General features: G+C 43.7%; 14 protein-coding genes and 1 pseudogene. 11 read left to right on the forward strand and 4 right to left on the reverse strand.

Annotated elements, in window-relative coordinates:
* Positions 1 to 79: 79 nt before the first annotated feature.
* The 3 genes and pseudogenes from ACGF5R_RS21995 to flhD all read right to left on the reverse strand — a co-directional run bounded on the left by ACGF5R_RS21995 (position 80) and on the right by flhD (position 4,005).
* Positions 80 to 2,734, reverse strand: a complete 2,655-nt coding sequence (locus ACGF5R_RS21995) for a two component system sensor kinase (RefSeq protein ID WP_387692735.1) — start codon at positions 2,732 to 2,734, stop codon at positions 80 to 82.
* 406 nt (positions 2,735 to 3,140) lie between these two features.
* A pseudogene (flhC, locus tag ACGF5R_RS22000) lies at positions 3,141 to 3,650 on the reverse strand (flagellar transcriptional regulator FlhC); the annotation flags it as partial.
* Positions 3,643 to 4,005, reverse strand: a complete 363-nt coding sequence (gene flhD, locus ACGF5R_RS22005) for a flagellar transcriptional regulator FlhD (RefSeq protein WP_112877999.1) — start codon at positions 4,003 to 4,005, stop codon at positions 3,643 to 3,645. The gene flhD and the pseudogene flhC, both read right to left, overlap by 8 nt.
* Positions 4,006 to 4,297: 292 nt before the next feature.
* Here flhD and ACGF5R_RS22010 point away from each other — a divergent pair, with 292 nt between their 5' ends.
* The 11 genes from ACGF5R_RS22010 to ACGF5R_RS22060 all read left to right on the forward strand — a co-directional run bounded on the left by ACGF5R_RS22010 (position 4,298) and on the right by ACGF5R_RS22060 (position 16,181).
* A complete protein-coding gene (locus ACGF5R_RS22010; protein ID WP_112878000.1) occupies positions 4,298 to 4,690 on the forward strand; it encodes a DUF4150 domain-containing protein in 393 nt (130 codons plus the stop codon).
* 13 nt (positions 4,691 to 4,703) lie between these two features.
* Positions 4,704 to 5,231: a type VI secretion system lipoprotein TssJ gene (gene tssJ / locus ACGF5R_RS22015; RefSeq protein ID WP_112878001.1), complete on the forward strand. Its 528-nt coding sequence runs from the start codon at positions 4,704 to 4,706 to the stop codon at positions 5,229 to 5,231.
* A 25-nt stretch (positions 5,232 to 5,256) separates the two neighbouring features.
* Positions 5,257 to 6,603: a type VI secretion system baseplate subunit TssK gene (gene tssK, locus ACGF5R_RS22020; RefSeq protein ID WP_387692737.1), complete on the forward strand. Its 1,347-nt coding sequence runs from the start codon at positions 5,257 to 5,259 to the stop codon at positions 6,601 to 6,603.
* On the forward strand, positions 6,603 to 7,769 hold the full coding sequence (gene icmH, locus ACGF5R_RS22025) for a type IVB secretion system protein IcmH/DotU (protein WP_387692739.1): 1,167 nt from the start codon (positions 6,603 to 6,605) through the stop codon (positions 7,767 to 7,769). The genes tssK and icmH overlap by 1 nt, the downstream gene beginning before the upstream one ends.
* A 16-nt stretch (positions 7,770 to 7,785) precedes the next feature.
* On the forward strand, positions 7,786 to 11,325 hold the full coding sequence (gene tssM, locus ACGF5R_RS22030) for a type VI secretion system membrane subunit TssM (protein ID WP_387692741.1): 3,540 nt from the start codon (positions 7,786 to 7,788) through the stop codon (positions 11,323 to 11,325).
* An 11-nt stretch (positions 11,326 to 11,336) separates the two neighbouring features.
* Entirely contained in the window at positions 11,337 to 12,350 is a 1,014-nt protein-coding gene (gene tssA, locus ACGF5R_RS22035) for a type VI secretion system protein TssA (RefSeq protein ID WP_262980451.1), read from the forward strand.
* Between the two features lie 100 nt (positions 12,351 to 12,450).
* Positions 12,451 to 13,008, forward strand: a complete 558-nt coding sequence (tssB, locus tag ACGF5R_RS22040) for a type VI secretion system contractile sheath small subunit (protein ID WP_387692743.1) — start codon at positions 12,451 to 12,453, stop codon at positions 13,006 to 13,008.
* The gene (tssC, locus tag ACGF5R_RS22045; protein WP_262980452.1) at positions 12,995 to 14,503 is read left to right on the forward strand and encodes a type VI secretion system contractile sheath large subunit; all 1,509 of its coding nucleotides are present in this window, start codon (positions 12,995 to 12,997) and stop codon (positions 14,501 to 14,503) included. The genes tssB and tssC overlap by 14 nt, the downstream gene beginning before the upstream one ends.
* 31 nt (positions 14,504 to 14,534) lie before the next feature.
* Complete coding sequence (locus tag ACGF5R_RS22050; protein WP_112878008.1) at positions 14,535 to 15,056, forward strand: type VI secretion system tube protein Hcp; 522 nt, start codon at positions 14,535 to 14,537, stop codon at positions 15,054 to 15,056.
* A 139-nt stretch (positions 15,057 to 15,195) separates the two neighbouring features.
* The gene (locus ACGF5R_RS22055; protein ID WP_387692745.1) at positions 15,196 to 15,405 is read left to right on the forward strand and encodes a hypothetical protein; all 210 of its coding nucleotides are present in this window, start codon (positions 15,196 to 15,198) and stop codon (positions 15,403 to 15,405) included.
* Positions 15,402 to 16,181 (forward strand): type VI secretion system-associated FHA domain protein, encoded by a 780-nt coding sequence (locus tag ACGF5R_RS22060; protein WP_387692747.1) that lies wholly within the window; start codon positions 15,402 to 15,404, stop codon positions 16,179 to 16,181. The genes ACGF5R_RS22055 and ACGF5R_RS22060 overlap by 4 nt, the downstream gene beginning before the upstream one ends.
* Before the next feature lie 694 nt (positions 16,182 to 16,875).
* Here ACGF5R_RS22060 and ACGF5R_RS22065 read toward each other — a convergent pair.
* Positions 16,876 to 17,376 (reverse strand): hypothetical protein, encoded by a 501-nt coding sequence (locus ACGF5R_RS22065; protein ID WP_387692749.1) that lies wholly within the window; start codon positions 17,374 to 17,376, stop codon positions 16,876 to 16,878.
* Positions 17,377 to 17,712 lie beyond the last annotated feature (336 nt).

Consider the following 17,712-nt stretch of genomic DNA (forward strand, 5'->3'; position numbering starts at 1 on the left):
CCAGTATAAAAGACAGTCAGGCGGCTAAACGTCGAAGAGCCATTTGGTCAGAGGAATTCCGTAGTCAACTTATCTTTGATTAAATTAAATACAAAGTGGAATCCCGCCCTGCTCCCTTCATGGAATGTAAGAGCTTTTCTAATACCTCCTGTTGAGTAATATGTTGTTCAGCTTCATCAAGTAAAGTTAATAATTCCCTGCGGACTTTTACCTGCATACGCAATAAGTTCATGGGCAGTAATGGTTTATCTGTTTCTTGCTGCACCATTAGATCAATATCACGCCGCAACTGATATTCCGCAGTCATCTCTAATATTTGGGCCAATTGGTTAATCGTCACCGGTTTGGATATGTAATCATTCATCCCGGCCTGAGCCGCGCGTTCCTTCTCTTCGGCAACTGTATTTGCCGTCAGAGCAACAATCATGCACTCTGGGTCCTGATTGTCAGAATCAATACGCCAACGCCGGGTAGTTTCCAGACCATCACACTGCCCCGGCATCAATATATCCATCAGTACCAAATCAAAACGGTAACGCTGTCCCAACAATAAGGCTTCTGTACCATCCTGAGCATGCCGCACTCCCTGCCCCAATCGCGTCAACATCATGCCAATGATGTCCCGATTGGTCACTGCGTCATCAACCAGCAATACCTGCATACGCCAAGGTTGTAGCGGTACGTTATCTTGTACCGGCGGCAACGCACCAGATAACTGACGTTCGACAATATCCCGCAAACGACCGGGCAAAAAACGCAAATCATTGGCGGATAATTCGCCGGAATGCTCTTCAGTCAAACAAATAAGGCCCCATGCCATCAGTTGACGATGTAAGACAAACGGTGCGCCTATCTCTCCCTGTAACAACACGGGTTCAGTAAAATCCATCAATGGCAGTTGAAACACCACGCTAGTGCCTAAGCCAAAGGTGCTGTTAAATTCCAGATTTCCTCCCATCATTCTGGCCAGCGTAACCGCAATCGTCAGCCCAAGGCCCGTTCCCTGCGCATGTTCCTGCACCTGATAAAAGGGATTAAATATCGAGGCGATATTTTCTGGAGCGACACCACATCCGCTGTCAGTAACATCAAAAATCAACATATTATCTGAACGGGTGACAGTCAGAGAAATGCCGCCATCATCGGTAAATTTGCAGGCATTTCCTAACAAATTTACCAAAATCTGTCTTACCCGGCTTGCATCAAGCATTAATACCTGTGGCACATCAGCAGCAACAAAGGTTTCTAGCGTCAACTTTTTATTGTGTGCCATTCCCTGTATCGTCGCCATTGACTGATCCAGCAATGGTAACAACTGGCTGGTCGCGTACTGTAGCTCAACCTGTCCAGCTTCAATGCGCGAAAAATCAAGCAATTTATTGATAATGAATAATAAAGATAGCGTGCACTGATGAGCTGTCTCTGCCAATTGTAGCTGCTCGCTGCTCATCTCACTGGTTTTCAGTAACTCCAATGCACCTAATGTCCCACTCAGTGGCGTTCTTAGTTCATGACTAATGGTCGTCAGATGGCTACTTTTACGCTTATTAGCCAATTCTGCCTGTTGTTTTGCCTCTGTTAATGCTTTGGTACGTTCTGCGACCTTATTTTCCAGCGTGGAATATTGCTGATTCAGGGTATCAAGTAACGTATTGTAGGCCCTGGCTATCTGCCCCAATTCATCACGCCGGCTCTCTGGCAAACGTACATCTAGCGCGTGTGGTCCAGTCTTATCGATAATATCTACAAATTGCCACAACGGTTTAGCCAGATAATAATGCAACATCCAGAATATCGTCAGCGTTATCATTAATAGAATAATTAACGCAAATGGAAGCTGAATAATCGCCTGATCAACGACTTCCTCAAATAGACTTCTTGTGGGATAAAGTACCAATTGCTGCCAACCGGGACCTTTTAGCTGGATACGTAATACCTGATAACCGGGAATATATTGCCAGCCATCATGTAATTTAACTTTCTTCAACAATGCTAAAATATGTTGTTCTTGATCCTGCGGTAATTTCCCTTTAAAAAACGGCAATAATTGTTGATTGCTGTCCAACCAGAGATCAATGTCATAATTAGTCACCGCTTGCCCGTATGACAATAGATCATTGAACTTAATCGCATATCCGGTCAGTCGGCCCATTTTATCACTCGCGGCAACCGAGATACTCCAGCCACTGCCAGGAATATGCTCCGGCTGTCCCCAGTAAATATTATCGTGGTTGGGGTTCATAGGAAAATTCGCTAACTCCAAACATCGTTTGACAAAGTAGTCATCTGAGATTTTTTCCGGGGGATAAATGGAGATCCCCTGAGATCGCTTAAAAATAAAGCTGTCCAGATAATAAGCCTGCCCAGCAGCGCCATATGCTTGAATAAACCAATTATCCTGATTTATTTCGTGATCGGGTTGGCAGATACTGCCATTGATGGGAAGATATTTGCTATCAGTATTCGACGTAATATTTTTATTATTTTCATACTTTTCATAATAAGCATCATAACGTTTCGCTAGTTCCTGCGCATCTTTCTCCGCCCCCTCAAAGCGATGATTACTTAAATCAGCCCGTAAGGTCGCAAGATGGGATAATTCATCCATCACATGCTGATGTGCATGTTTGAAAGAAAAAAATGCCGTTGCTACGACAGAAATCAGCCATATCAGAAACAACGTCAATGATAGAAATACAGTGAGTTTAATTACTAATGATGAGCCTGTTCTCATTTTATAATCTCCTTATTATTCAGAGATATCTCCTTGTGAAAAACCCAAATTACTCCTCGCCTATCAGGTTAATTAACAACAGGTTTAGAACTTATCTCATTGGGTTATACCCGTTATCTTTCCGGCATACTATAATTCAAGAAAATACACCCGAAGATAATAAATACTTTACATCAGATAACAATCAGATAAAACTTACCAAAATCGTCTAACCAAATTATGACTAAAATCAATTTTACGCTGGTTTCATATCAACAGAATCCCAACAAAAATGAATATCCATCAACGAAACGTTTCTCTCACCATTGACAACTTAATTATCCTGAAATACCGACCTCTGTCAGATTTACATAAGCAAAAAATTGCGACTGGATTAAACACCTAGCAGACTAAGGGGAAAAGTAACTCTCTTTACTGCACGTGATGGCGGCTGACAAAGGCTACAAATAAAGCTATTCACCGGTTGATAAGCATGAGTAATAAACGTTCCACCACAAGTACGACATGGTGAAGGTTGCAACATACCACTGTCTATAAAACGTACCAGAGTCCAGGCACGAGTCAGCGCTAGAATCGGCTCATTTCCCTCAACAGGAGAACACTGTTCAAGGTAGAGTCGATAAGCTTTAATCACAGCCCCTACACCTTCACAATAACCCCCTTTAAGTAAGAAACGATAGGCATTGTAAAACATGGATGAATGAATATTCTGTTCCCAGATCATAAACCAATCGGTTGAAAATGGGAGCATTCCCTTAGGCGGTGGGCTTCCTCTCAACTCTTTATAAAGCTTAATTAATCGTCCTCTGCTCAGCTTCGTTTCACTTTCCAGCATTTGTAACCGTGCGCCTAAAGTGATCAGTTCCACCGCTAGCTGTATATCCTTAATCTCTTGAACGATACTTTTCTCAACCATCTCTCAATACTCTTTTCTTCACTGAAATATCATCTTTCGAAGATAACTGTTGAAACAGATGAGTCGATAACAAAATCCCTGTATGTGTTTTTTGTAAATCATCTATCCGAGATTTCTTGGTAAGTTGCTGAATAGTTTTACTGTTTTCGAACCGTAAATGACAAATTAATTGATTCGTCTCAGCAAGTTTGACCAACTGAGGTAATGTCAATTTAGATAACGTATCAGCCATAGAATCGCTAATACCTAAACGGAACATCGCTGATGCTTTTTCATGGTTAATTAACCGCTGAGCTAATAGCAGATACGATAAATTTATGTCATAAATATGTTTGAGCAATTCAACTGTATTCATTATCCCATCCGATTACATTAATGTTCTTAAGTATTTTTTATTATAAAGAAATCCCGGCATTGCCATTTCATACATTAATGACTAATGTTATTCCCTACTGTTTATAAGATTTTCCTAGAATACTCTTTCAGTTAGGATCAGACAAAACCCTTATTTTTCAGAATAAGTTGAGAACAATATTCATATTTTAAAATCACTCCAGAAAATAAGGTTAATACCTTATTGGTTTTATTTTCTCTTTTGCTAATCTATTGGCTATAAATAGCAACACATTAATTTAATAGGTGATGATATGTTTGCGAATTGCCAACTTTTTGGTATGGATCTGGCATTTCCAGATGTCTGTATGACACCTTTGCCTGTACCCGTGCCTGTTCCATACCCTAATATGACTCTAGGTCTGATGGCGACGCCTCACACTTATAAAGTGCTGTTTATGGGAATGCCGGCACATAATATGGCAACAGTGACGAATACCAGCTTTGGCGATAACCTTGGCGTCAATCTCGGTATTATTTCCGGTACCGTAATGGGACCTTCACGCCATTTAATCGGCTCCTTTACCACTTTAATTAAAGGATTTCCCGCTACCCGCGTTACCAGCCTGAGTTTACAAAATAGTACCAATATGATCGGCATGCGTTTAATTCCCAGCCAGCTTAAGGTACTGCTGTTGGGTCTGTAATGGAGGGATTTCTATGCTATTTTTACCTCACTATAAACGTCACTCTTTTTCCTCTTTTATCCTGTTGAGCATACTGCTGACTGTGAGCTGTTCTACAAATAAAGTGGAAAAAAATATTTTGTATACCATTAAATTTCAGGCGCAAGGTGATATTAACCATCATGCGCCGCTAAAATTAAATATATTGTTATTAAATGATCCAGATAAATTTAATCAGGCAGATATCGGGGCTTTACAAAAAAATACCCATTCCGTCTTAGCTAATACGGTGATTTATCAAAGATCAATCTTCTTGTTGCCACGAAAAGAAGAAAATAATATCAGTATTACAGTTAATGCACCGTCAACAGAAAAATATATTGCTATCTGGGCAGAATATCAAAATATTACCGATAAACAATGGCGGCTCACTATTCCCTTATCATCGTTTCCAACCGCCTCTTATTTATCGGTTTTGAATCCTTTTTCATCCTCTGAGCCTTATCAGTTGATTACTGTTACTTCACACGGATTACAGATTGCATCTGCATCCGATAAATAAATCACACATGCTCAGGAGATCACCCATGAAAAATGCACATAAAGTTCTCTGGATGGAAGGCATGTTTTTACGCCCCCACCATTTTCAACAAGCAGATGAATATGTAGATGCACGCCTGCGTCAATGGGGAGCTCTACAACGAGCCTACAATTGGGGATTTTCATCATTAAAACTCGATGAAAGCCAACTTGCTTTGGGAAAAATCTCACTGCTGGCAGCCAGTGGTATTATGCCTGACGGTACCACCTTTGAATTTACTGAAACCGATGAAGCACCACCCACGTTAGAAATCAGCCCTTCATTGCGTTCGCAAATTATCACCCTAGCTATACCGGCATATTTGGCCGGACGCGAATCCGTTAGTTTCTATGATGCTCCCGACTCTCTGGCACGTTATCAAGCTTTCGAAAAAGAGGTCAACGACGTCAATGCGTTAACACTCGGTAGTACTACCCTACATTGCGGCAGATTACGCCTGCGCCTGCTGCCAAAAAATGAACTGAATGGTGAGTGGATTGCTATGGGTGTACTGCGGGTTTTAGAAAAAAATCAGGATGGTGTCGTCATTCTGGATACTGGGTACATTCCGCCGTTGCTTAATTGTTGGGCAAATTCATTATTACAGCGCATGACGAGTGATCTTTATGGCCTGCTACTGCAACGCTGCCAACAACTTAGCCGTCATCTGCAATACAACGGCTCCAGTACCCGCGATTTGTTACAACAAGCACTGTTAAACCGTTTCTGTGCTCAACTTCAACACATCATGCATCTGCCTCAACAAGCACCGGAAACGCTTTTTCTCATTTGGATCAGCTACGCACTGGAAATGAGTTCATTTCAGGTGCCCTATACGCTGGAAGGCGAGTTACCCCGCTACAACCATCAGGATATTGGCGGCTGCTTCACCCATCTCCTGACATTACTGCAACGCAATCTGTCCATCGTGCTGGAAGAATATGTTGTTTCACTGCCCCTAACTAAACGTCTGCCAGGATTGAATGTGGCGTCACTACCGGAACAGATGAATCTGAGTGATTATCACTTCATCTTAGCCGTAAAGCCAGAAATAGAACATAACGCTTTTATGGCTCACTTTCCGGCCCAAATCAAAATCGCCCCCGCTGACCACATACGCGATCTCGTACGTTTGCAATTGCCCGGTATCGCTCTGCACCACCTGGCACAGATCCCCAGGCAACTTCCCTATCAGAATGGGTTCTGCTACTTCAAATTGGCGCTTGATGGAGAGACTGAGCAGTCGTTAAGAAAATCCGGTGTGTTCGCCTTCTACGTTGCTGGCGAGTTTCCTGGTCTAAAAATGGCATTTTGGGCACTTAAACGCCTGTCTGATGATGAGGAGATAAACTGATGAATCGCAACGACTATAACCCATTGGTGCAGGCTGCTTATCCACTGTTAAATGCCATGCCACACATCCGCCACGCCGCTAAACCGGAAGATTCAGGTCAGTTACGTCAACAACTGATCGGAGAAATCTATCGCTTTGAGAAACAGTGCCAACAGGCAGGATTCAGCTATGAAACCATTCTCGGCGCCCGTTACTGCCTGTGTACTTCTCTGGATGAGGCAGTGGCACTGACCTCCTGGGGAGACAACAGTATCTGGTCAGGTAATGGCCTGTTAGTCACATTCCACAAAGAGAGCAGCGGTGGTGAAAAATTTTTCAAGTTACTGGATATGTTGCTGCAACAACCGAGTAAACATATCGATCTGCTCGAACTATTCTACTTCTGCTTACTGCTAGGATTTGGTGGACGCTATCGTCTGGTGGAAAATGGTCTCGCTCAACTGGAAACCTTAATTCAGCGCCTGGCAATACGCCTGCTTCAGGTAAGAGGGGAATATTCTGCCACCTTAAGCGTAGCACCTCCTTCTCTGCCAGTTAACACAGATCAACCATCACGGCTATCCCACTTTCTATTGTTTTGCTCACTGTCCTGCGTCCTGTTGACCGGTCTACTCTACATTGGGCTGAATACCCGGCTTAATCAACAGACAGAACCGGTGTTGACATCCATATATAACCTGCCCCTACCGGAAGCCACATTACCGGTTGAACGTTTTTCTGTTGCTCATCTACGGCAGATGTTGCAATCCATGTTGGGGCAGCAAGAGAGCACCGTCAGCCAGAACGCAGATAATGTCAGTGTTACCCTACAGGGAGGCAACCTGTTTGCTTCTGCATCAGCAACGCTGAACCCGCGTTATCTGGCACCTCTCCAGGATCTTGCCAAACAACTGAATCTGACTACCGGAAAAATTATCGTCCGCGGGCACAGTGACAACCTGCCAATTCATACACATGCCTACTCTTCTAACTATGCCCTGTCACTGGCGCGAGCAGAAACCGTAGCACAACAGCTCCGCACTGGTCTGCGGCAACCACAACGGCTACAGGTTGAAAGCGCCGGTGCACAAGCCCCTTTAGTCCCCAATACCAACGCCAAGAATCGAGCATTGAACCGTCGTATTGAAATTATTTTCAACACCACGCCAGATAATTCAGATCAGTAGGCAAGAGAGAAAGAAAATGTTGAAAGCATTTATCGCCATCATCACCAATCGCCTGTTTTGGGGGGCACTCATTGTTGCCGGGCTGTGCCTGCTCATTTGGATCATGGGGCCATTTATCGCCATCGGCGATCTACATCCATTAGTCACTGAAACTCAACGCCAAATAGCAATCGCTGTACTAATTTCGCTGTGGTTGTTACTACGGCTGTTACCTTTCCTCTATCAGCTTTGGGCCAATGGTCATTTGCGCCGCCGCTTACACCATGTCAGCAATGTCACACCAACACCCCGAAGTGCTGCTCAATCCCTCGCGGATAGCTTTAAACAGGCGTCATCCTTGATTAAACACGGTCTGCGTTTAAACGGTGTCCCTCTTACCATACGTCTAGGCAAGTTCTACCTCTATCATCTGCCTTGGTATCTGGTTTTAGGTACCCAGGGATGCGGCAAAGACAAAGCTTTGCTGAACTCAGGGTTAGATTTCTACCATACAACTTATCCAAGCCAATTTGCTCTCCCTGAAACCAGTGCCGAATCACACTGCTCATGGTATTTCACTTTTCAGGGCGTCATCCTTAGCCCTGCCGGAGAATACCTAAAAGAGGGTAATCCTCTGTGGCAGACCTTACTGAAACTACTAAAACGTTATCGTCCACGCCAACCCATCAACGCGGTTATTTTGGCGATCAGCATCCAAGATCTACTACAACAGGATAATGATGCCCAATATCATCAGGCTTTATTGCTACGTAAGCGACTGATGGATTTGCGTTTACAGCTAAAAATTGACTTTCCTGTCTACGTGATGGTCACCAAAACCGATCTGCTACCGGGGTTTAACAGTTATTTTAGCCGTTTTTATGGCGAAGCGTTGGATCAGGTCTGGGGCTTTACGTTCCCTTGGCAACAAGAACGGCATTCCCATGCTGATTTACAACAGATGCTGGATGAACAATATAATCACCTGCAACAGCGTCTGGATGCTGCACTGGCAGATACCTTACTGGCCCAACAAGATATCGTGCAGCGGGAACAGAGTTTCGCCTTCCCACAAGCATTTGAGAACCTTCGTCCGGTATTGATACGTTATCTCAATATTATTTTCACCTCTTCCGGCTTTGATCGCCCGTGGTTACCACATGGTCTCTATTTCACCAGCGCCAATCAAAAACAGGGGGAATCATGGCACAACGGTGCTACACAGCATAACCTGCCTGATTACCGTTATACATTTTCTTCGGCAAACACCGACGATAACAGAACAACTGCCCGCAGCTACTTCCTGAGACAGCTATTTCAAAAAATTATTTTGGCTGAAAGCGGATTAGCCAGCACCAACCGCCTGTATGAATTACGCCGACGCTTTTTCCTATTGGTAGGATGTAGCTTATTACTCTCTTTCATGGCGGGGATCTGCGTACTATTATTGACCAGTTACCACAATAACCACAGCTATCTGGCACAAATTACAACCCGACTGCCAATGCTGGAACAGCAGGGTCAGGCGCTGAGCCAATCATCAACTCGTGATCTGCCACACTTGCTCCAATATCTGACACAGCTACAGTCATTCACCACAAACCATCAAATTGATTCAGACTACCCTCCACTTGCTTATGGTATGGGGCTGTATCGAGGCCCTCAACTGAACAGTGCAAATTATTCGATTTATCAACATGCGTTAAAGAATTTATTACTGCCACTGGTAACACAGCAGGTTGAAAGTATTTTGCGTCAGCAAGCCGATGGCGATAACAGCGAATCAACCTATGAGGCCCTGAAAGCCTATCAGATGCTATTTCAGCCCCAGCATTACGATGGCAAATTCCTTACCGCTTGGCTGATGCTGAATCTGTCTCATATTCCCGGTGGTGACAAGCTAAACGAGGCACAACGCAAGATATTCCAACAGCATCTTTATCAACTACTGAATCAAAATCAGCCTTCTTGGTCCCCGCACAAAGATCAGCAACTGATACAGGAAGCGATAAAAAATATCATGCGCTCCACGTTTTCCCAACGGGTGTATACCAGCATCAAAAAAAGAGTACTGAATAACGGACGTTTCAAATCTGTCAATCTGATTGATCTCGCGGGCCCTCAGACTGAACTGGTATTGAAACGAAACAGCGGTCTGCCCGATACGACAGCCATCCCCGGTTTCTTTACGCCAGATGGATACTGGCACGGCCTGGTTGCACAGCTAGATGATACGGTAAAAACAGTGCACGACACTGACTGTTGGGTCCTCAATATGCCATCACAATCAGAAGATAATACTGCTGACCAAGTGCGCCAACTTTATATGAACGATTTTATATTGGAATGGGATACCTTTCTCAATGATATCGCCCTAATCCCGGCCAATAGCTTCAACCAGCGTATTAATAATGTACGGATTCTCTCCGGCACCCATTCTCCCTTACGCAATCTGCTGATTAACATCAGCCACATCATTGCACTCTCCTCACCGGAAGATAACGATAAACTCACGCAACTAGGCCAGCGATTGAATGATGAAACCAGCCGAAAACTGCAAAATCTGTTTCCGGCTGCCAGCATTCCCTCTACATTACCTGCACCAGAACAGATTGTCAGAAGCCACTACCGCGATCTACTCGATCTGGCTCGCTCGCAGGGAGATAACAGCAATACTATTACCTTCGATGATACGTTCAAAAAATTGGGCGATCTCTATCGCTACCTTACCGCTTTACAGGAAAGTGGCGAAACCACAACAGCATCCTCCGACACGATCCTGACACAATTACAAGCTGACGCAGGCCGACTACCAGCACCGTTCCGCAACATGGTCATGGACATGACCCAGAGCGCCAAAGGTGACACACAGCAACAGGCTGTTTCACGCATACATCAACTCGCCAGCGCTCAACTTAGTGACTTCTGTCGCGGAGCCATTGCCGGACGTTATCCCTTATCACGTCACAGCAAACGCGATATTACCCTTGATGACATGGCGCATATGTTTGCACCAAATCAGGGGCTGATGGATCGCTTTTTTAATCAGTATTTGGTGGATAAGGTCAACACTCAAAGTGATAAATGGCACTTTTTCCCTTGGGTATTAGGCAGTACTAAACCCGAAGATCAGACATTGCTAAAAACATTCCGGCAAGCGCAGTTTGTCCGTGACGCATTCTTTAGTACGGCCTCTTCGCAACCCTCTTTTTCTCTTACTTTACAACCGCTGCGAATGGACAACGATATTTTGACTTTAACGCTGACATTTAACGATCAGAGCGTCAGTTACAGCCACGGCCCACTGACCCCTTGGTACTTCACTTGGCCCGGCAACAACAATGCTGGTAAAGCCAAACTGACCATGCTGTTGGCTAATGGCAAAACCAAGTCACTAGAAACCTCAGGACCTTGGGCATTAAACAGGCTAATTGATGCCGGAAAACGGTTTCAGGAAGACAGCCTACATTACCGCATCACCTTTAATCTGGCAGGACACCAAGCCACGCTGATACTCATACCCGACAGCATACACAACCCATTTGTCGTACCGGAATTTACCTGTATCAAATCATAAGGAGAACCTTGATGGATATCACACCTCTGCTTAACCCGGTCAGCCAGGAACATCCCGGTGGCGAAGATCTGGAATATAGCGCTGAATTCATACATCTGATTCAATTGTCGCAGGGAAAAGCTGAACAGCAATTCGGCGACTTTATCATTCCGACACAGGAACCTGACTGGCGACAGATAGAGAAAAGCGCACTTGCTCTGCTAGTACGCAGCAAAGATCTGCACATTATTATCCTGCTCATGCAAGCCTGGTGCCGCCAATACGGCTTGGTTGGATATGCACAAGGTCTGATGTTATTGGAACAGACAGTTGCGCATTATTGGGAAACCTTGTGGCCCGCCGTAGAACAGGATGGTGAACCGGATCCACTGATGCGTATCAACGCGTTACAGGGGCTAGGTGATGGTTTTGCGTTGGCTAAACAGGTGCGCCAGTGCGAATTCGCCCGCCGGAATGGGATAACCCTCACCGTGGCAGATATCATGAAATGTCTGGATGGCAGTAACACGGAAGAGAGTCCATTTCCCGGCGGGATAGATCTTCTGATTGCTGAATTACAGCAAGGTGAAGCACCGGTGATAAAGCTAATCCCACAAATAGCCGCCACCCTGCAATGCCTGATTAACACATTACGTAGCCATCTTGGTGACAGTGGCCTGCCAGATATGCGCCGTCAAATGGCAATATTTCACCATCTGGTACAGCTTCTCACCCCGCAACCCGATACTGCTCAAATTGAGGAGGATAGCCAACATCCCCTACCGGGCAATGGTAACAATACGCACCAACCAAGCCTATCCAATAGCTGGCAGCCATCCAGTATCCAGAATCGTGAACAGGCTCAACAAGCGCTGGAAGCGGTACGGCAGTACTTTCTATTACATGAATCCAGTCATCCGGCACCATTGATGATTGCACGAGTGCAACATCTCATTAACCAGGATTTTATGAACATTATGCGCAATCTTGCTCCAGAGGCTGTCGATCAACTTGAACACTTTTTGGGCTGTAAAAAGCAGACATAACGCGAGCTGAGGAGACCGCAAAATGGGGGTAATACGCTGGAAAAGCCGCTGTTACTCCGTCAATGACTCATAACTACTGATTTTGTCGATGGAGAATACTATGTCAGGATCAAACAGCGGGCAAAAATTCATCGCCCGTAATCGTGCACCACGAGTACAAATTGAATACGACGTCGAACTATACGGTGATGAACGTAAGGTTCAACTCCCTTTTGTCATGGGAGTAATGTCGGATTTAGCCGGAAAATCTGCTGATCAACTTCCTCCATTCAGTCAGCGAAAATTTCTCGACATTGATGTTGATAATTTCGATGACCGCATGAAATCACTACTCCCAAGCGTTACCTTTCCGGTGGACAACACCTTAAGCGGTGAAGGCAAAATTCAAGTCGCTCTCACTTTCAACACAATGGATGATTTTCTACCTGATGCGATAGCACGTCAGGTTGAACCACTTAATCAGCTCCTGGAAGCACGTACTCAACTGGCTAACCTACTGTCTTATATGGATGGCAAAAGCGGAGCCGAAGAGCTAATCGCGACTATCCTGCAAGATCCGGCATTACTGAAATCGCTAAGTACTGCACCGCTGAACAACACAGAATCCATAAACCCGGAAGCAAAACAAGATCAGGGAGACAGCCATGAGCCAGCCTGAAATCCACTTAGCCGGTGAAAAACCTAGCCAAATCACTCACTACAACCAGAGTGAACTTAATGCGTTACTCAGGAAAGAATTTCGCCCTAAAACGGATCAGGCACGCCTTGCCGTGGAAAACGCCGTTAAAACTCTGGCACATCAAGCACTGGAAAACAGCCTGACCTTATCGAGCGACACTTTCGGCACCATTCAGGCGCTGATTGCCGCCATTGATAACAAACTTTCGCAGCAGATCAACGAAATTCTCCATCACCCTGATTTTCAAGCACTGGAGGGTGCATGGCGTGGTCTGCTCTATTTAGTCAGTAACACGGAAACCAGCGAAATGCTGAAAATACGTGTGATGAGCGTCGAAAAGAAAGAATTAGCACGTACATTAAAACGCTATAAAGGCACCGCCTGGGATCAGAGCCCGGTTTTCAAACGGATTTATGAAGAAGAATACGGTCAATTTGGTGGCGAACCACTTGGCTGTTTGGTAGGTGATTACTATTTCGACCACAATCCACAAGACATCGAACTGTTGGGAGAGATGGCCCGTATCGCCGCTGCCGCCCACTGCCCTTTTATCAGCAGTGCTTCGCCGGGGGTGATGCAGATGGAAACCTGGCAAGAACTGGCAAACCCGCGCGATCTAAGCAAAATTTTTCTCAACACGGAATATGCTTCCTGGCGTAGTCTGCGCGAATCGGAAGATGCTCGTTACATTGGCTTGGTCATGCCACGTTTTCTGGCACGTTTACCTTACGGTATCAGCACTAATCCCGTTGAAAGATTCGATTTTGAAGAAAAAACCGCAGGAGCTACCCACAGTAACTATGTCTGGAGCAATGCAGCCTATGCGATGGCGGTGAACATTAACCGTTCCTTTAAAGAATATGGCTGGTGTGCATCCATCCGAGGGGTCGAATCAGGCGGAGCAGTGGATAAACTGATCTGTCACACCTTTCCGACAGATGATGGTGGTTTGGATATCAAATGCCCAACGGAAATTGCTATCAGTGATCGCCGTGAGGCTGAGTTAGCAAAAAACGGCTTTATCCCGTTGGTTTACCGTAAAAACTCCGATTTTGCGGCATTTATCGGCGCACAATCACTGCAAAAACCTGCGGAATATATGGATGCCGACGCCACAGCAAACGCTAATCTGGCCGCTCGCTTACCTTATCTGTTTGCCTGCTGCCGATTTGCACACTATCTGAAATGTATTGTGCGTGACAAAGTGGGATCATTTCAGAGCCGCGACGACATTGAACGCTGGCTAAATAAATGGATCATCAACTATGTTGACGGTGATCCCGCCAACTCCTCACAACAGACCAAAGCGCGCAAACCACTAGCAGCGGCTGAAGTACAGGTCATCGAACAGGAAGATAACCCCGGATATTATCAAGCCAAATTCTTCCTGCGTCCCCACTATCAACTGGAGGGATTAACGGTTTCCCTGCGGCTGGTATCAAAACTGCCCTCTCTAAAACAGAGTGGTGGTTAATTCTGAAAATGACTGAATAAGGAATGTGATCATGAACAACAGCATCTATTTGGATATCAAAGATGTCTCCGGTGAATGTAAAGATAGCAATCATCCTAACGGTATTGATGTGCATACCTTTGAATGGAAACTATCACAACCAGTAGAAACCGGTAGTGGCGGTGGAGGCGGCAGCGGACGCGCCAAAGTACACTCTCTGGTGGTCTATGCCCGGATGGATAAGGCAATGCCAACGTTAATGCAGAAATTAGCACAAGGCGTTCATTTGCCCGAAGTAAAGTTAACCATGCGTAAAGCAGGAGGCGAACAACAAGAGTTCACCACGATTACGCTTGGTAGCGCATTGCTTGACAGCATTGAACTGGTTGACTTTAACCGCGATATTCCACATTTAACAGAAGGTTCAACAGCCATTATACCCGGCACTATTGGCGTGAAATACAGCTTTTCACCGAATATCGCCAAAGTGGTTTATAAAGAACAAGATAACGAAGGAAAAAGTGGTGCCGATGTAGAATTTAATTGGGATACCCAAAAGAACACCAGTAAATAAGAAAACACGCACTGATAACTAAATCAGTAAAAAATAACCTTCCGCCCGGAATACGCTATGTTCGTGTTCTTTAGGATGCTGCATCCCTTTTTCGTGGCGGAAGGGTAAATTATTACTCAATATAATAAGCAACGTTGTTATGAAAATAACCCTTATCAATCCTCCATCAGGCAATATGGCAGCCAATAGCAGTCATATTTTTTATCCTCCCGGAGGAACTATCGGCACCAGCGAAAATAATCATTTTGTGTTGCCAGATCTAAATAGTTGTATTTCGGCATTACAAGCCAGTGTACATATTTCTGCCCAAGGTGTCGCACTATTACTAATATTGGAACGGCCTTCATGATGATTAACAATATTCCATTAGCGCGTGGAGAAATCGCATCTCTGCAAGAAAATAATAAGCTCCAAATTGGTGATTACTACCTAACTGTGAACGAAATAGAAACGGCAAAATATCATTCCGTCAAACAGGAAATAACAAAAGCCGATCTTTCTGAGGCAATATGGGATGAATTAAATACAACATTACCCGCCGAAGAAAGCCAAAAAGCGAGTGATCAACTCTCTGCGGCCAATTTTTCGTCACCAGAAACAGAGATCCTGCAAACTCTTGATCAACTCGCTACCCGCCCTATTGATCCAATAGAACTCTTTACCACTCAATGCCAACGCACCAACAGTCATGCCCTGTTTCAGCCAAACACCTACCGCTCTACCACACCGCTACAGCTATGGGAAGAGCAGATAAAACAACTCGATCCATTATGTCTATTCAAAACAGAACCCTCCGCATCTACAACCAACGACATGACCACACTACAGACATACCCCATGTCAGGCGGGCATGAACAGTCAATGAAAGAAGCGCTTTTCTATTGTCTTAACACCATAATAAATCGCTTTGATCCGTCCTACGACGAAAACAGTGTCCCGGCAGCCCACTTCTGGCCCCTGAATAACACACAACACCGTAAAGCAAGGTTATGGGATAACTTTACTGACCGCTATCAACAAACCGCCGAAGAGATACGCCAACAATCGTCAACGCTATTCAACGCTTTTTTCCTTAGCGTTTACCAACAAAAATTAAATGCTGTTTTCAACAATAGTGATGATTAATAAATACGGGTGATAACTTCGTCCCATTAATGATGCCAGCTATCATGAACAATGAAACCAATCCGTTGACAAAATCCTGTTCGAAAGGACAGGATTCCAAATTAATAATAACGCGCTCACCTCTCGGTCAACAGGTTATTATTAATAAAATTATGTATAAAAATATGCAGATCATTATGTTAAGATAACCTGCCTCATAACCTTGTCAGACCGACTTATTACAACTATTACCTTGTATCGATAAATGGTAAAAATTAATCTCACTGTTAACAAATTGAATAACACAAAATTTTTTTAAGATGTAATAGTTAATTGATGAGATTATGTGAAAACTAAAGTGTACTATTATATATTTTCCTTCTTTATATACCCGTCATCTTTCAAGTTGCCTCTTTGTTGGCTGCACTCACTCACCCCGGTCACATAGTTTGCTATGCTCCCGGGGACTCGCTCCCTTGCCGTCGCGATGCATCTTGAAATCCATAAGGTATAATATTCTGTGCGTAGATCTGAAGTTTTTTTCTATTCATTTTATTATTTACTCTTTTAATAATTGAAGGAAATTCATTTTCCATGAACATACTGGGCACACAAAAATCACCATAACCTTCTAACAATAAATTATAAAGCTCCTCTAACACCTTGTCTAGCCTGATATTATATTCAACCTGCAATCGTTTATAATATGTATTCTCTACAATTTCCAAGAATTTATAAAATATCTTTTTGCTTCTCTAAAATCATACTTTTCAAATTTCTCATACAAGAATATCAATACAGGAATACAAAGAGCCTTTATTCTCTCAACCTCTTGTATTACATCTGTTTTCACCTTTGAATATACATTGAAAAATCTGGATTTCATACAAGCTATTGGATTAATTATTCTAACATTATAATGAGGTGTATATTTTAAATCTGTAATAGGAATATAAAACACCTCAGTATTTAAAAATAATTTATTTGCTTGAAAGTCACTAAGCTCAAAACCCGCAGGCCAATCGATAATATCAACGACATTTGGTATTTCAATATGTTTTTCATTATAAATCTGTTTATTCACAAATAGTTTATTTTTATATTCCTTTATCTTTCCCGTATCTTTATTTTTAAGTGCAAATATGGCTATTGCTGGCGGTGGATTATTTTCATTATGTTGAATAGAAACGTTTAGTGCTTTAGCTATAGCTTCCACATCTATTTTGCGTGCAGAAAAATCCACATCATTTGAGGTTATGTATTCACTAAGAGGCTTAGCACTATAATTATTATAATATCATGTAACCCAATAATGTACAGCCTGTCCACCAATAGTTATAACTGGTGCAGTAAAATTATCTGCATGTTCCATTAATTCCCGGTTAAGTAAATACAACTGGTCAAGAGGTTCTATATGAAGCATAAGTAAACCACCTTAAAATTACCTGATTATCACTTAAATTCAGCTCCCATAGGCGTATACTCAAAATAAGTCTGTGTGGAGGTAAATGAAAATGGCTAAAAATCAGATTCAATTCCAAAAAGGCATTTC

Source organism: Photorhabdus sp. RM71S (assembly GCF_042879355.1).
Lineage (GTDB): Bacteria > Pseudomonadota > Gammaproteobacteria > Enterobacterales > Enterobacteriaceae > Photorhabdus > Photorhabdus kayaii.

Excerpts from the sequence above, each read along its gene's own strand:
- ACGF5R_RS22055 (WP_387692745.1), top strand. The coding sequence starts at position 15,196 with ATGAAAATAACCCTTATCAATCCTCCATCAGGCAATATGGCAGCCAAT.
- tssA (WP_262980451.1), top strand. The coding sequence starts at position 11,337 with ATGGATATCACACCTCTGCTTAACCCGGTCAGCCAGGAACATCCCGGT.
- ACGF5R_RS22060 (WP_387692747.1), top strand. The coding sequence starts at position 15,402 with ATGATGATTAACAATATTCCATTAGCGCGTGGAGAAATCGCATCTCTG.
- ACGF5R_RS21995 (WP_387692735.1), bottom strand. The coding sequence starts at position 2,734 with ATGAGAACAGGCTCATCATTAGTAATTAAACTCACTGTATTTCTATCA.
- flhD (WP_112877999.1), bottom strand. The coding sequence starts at position 4,005 with ATGAATACAGTTGAATTGCTCAAACATATTTATGACATAAATTTATCG.
- ACGF5R_RS22050 (WP_112878008.1), top strand. The coding sequence starts at position 14,535 with ATGAACAACAGCATCTATTTGGATATCAAAGATGTCTCCGGTGAATGT.
- tssJ (WP_112878001.1), top strand. The coding sequence starts at position 4,704 with ATGCTATTTTTACCTCACTATAAACGTCACTCTTTTTCCTCTTTTATC.
- ACGF5R_RS22010 (WP_112878000.1), top strand. The coding sequence starts at position 4,298 with ATGTTTGCGAATTGCCAACTTTTTGGTATGGATCTGGCATTTCCAGAT.
- tssB (WP_387692743.1), top strand. The coding sequence starts at position 12,451 with ATGTCAGGATCAAACAGCGGGCAAAAATTCATCGCCCGTAATCGTGCA.
- tssC (WP_262980452.1), top strand. The coding sequence starts at position 12,995 with ATGAGCCAGCCTGAAATCCACTTAGCCGGTGAAAAACCTAGCCAAATC.
- icmH (WP_387692739.1), top strand. The coding sequence starts at position 6,603 with ATGAATCGCAACGACTATAACCCATTGGTGCAGGCTGCTTATCCACTG.
- tssK (WP_387692737.1), top strand. The coding sequence starts at position 5,257 with ATGAAAAATGCACATAAAGTTCTCTGGATGGAAGGCATGTTTTTACGC.
- tssM (WP_387692741.1), top strand. The coding sequence starts at position 7,786 with ATGTTGAAAGCATTTATCGCCATCATCACCAATCGCCTGTTTTGGGGG.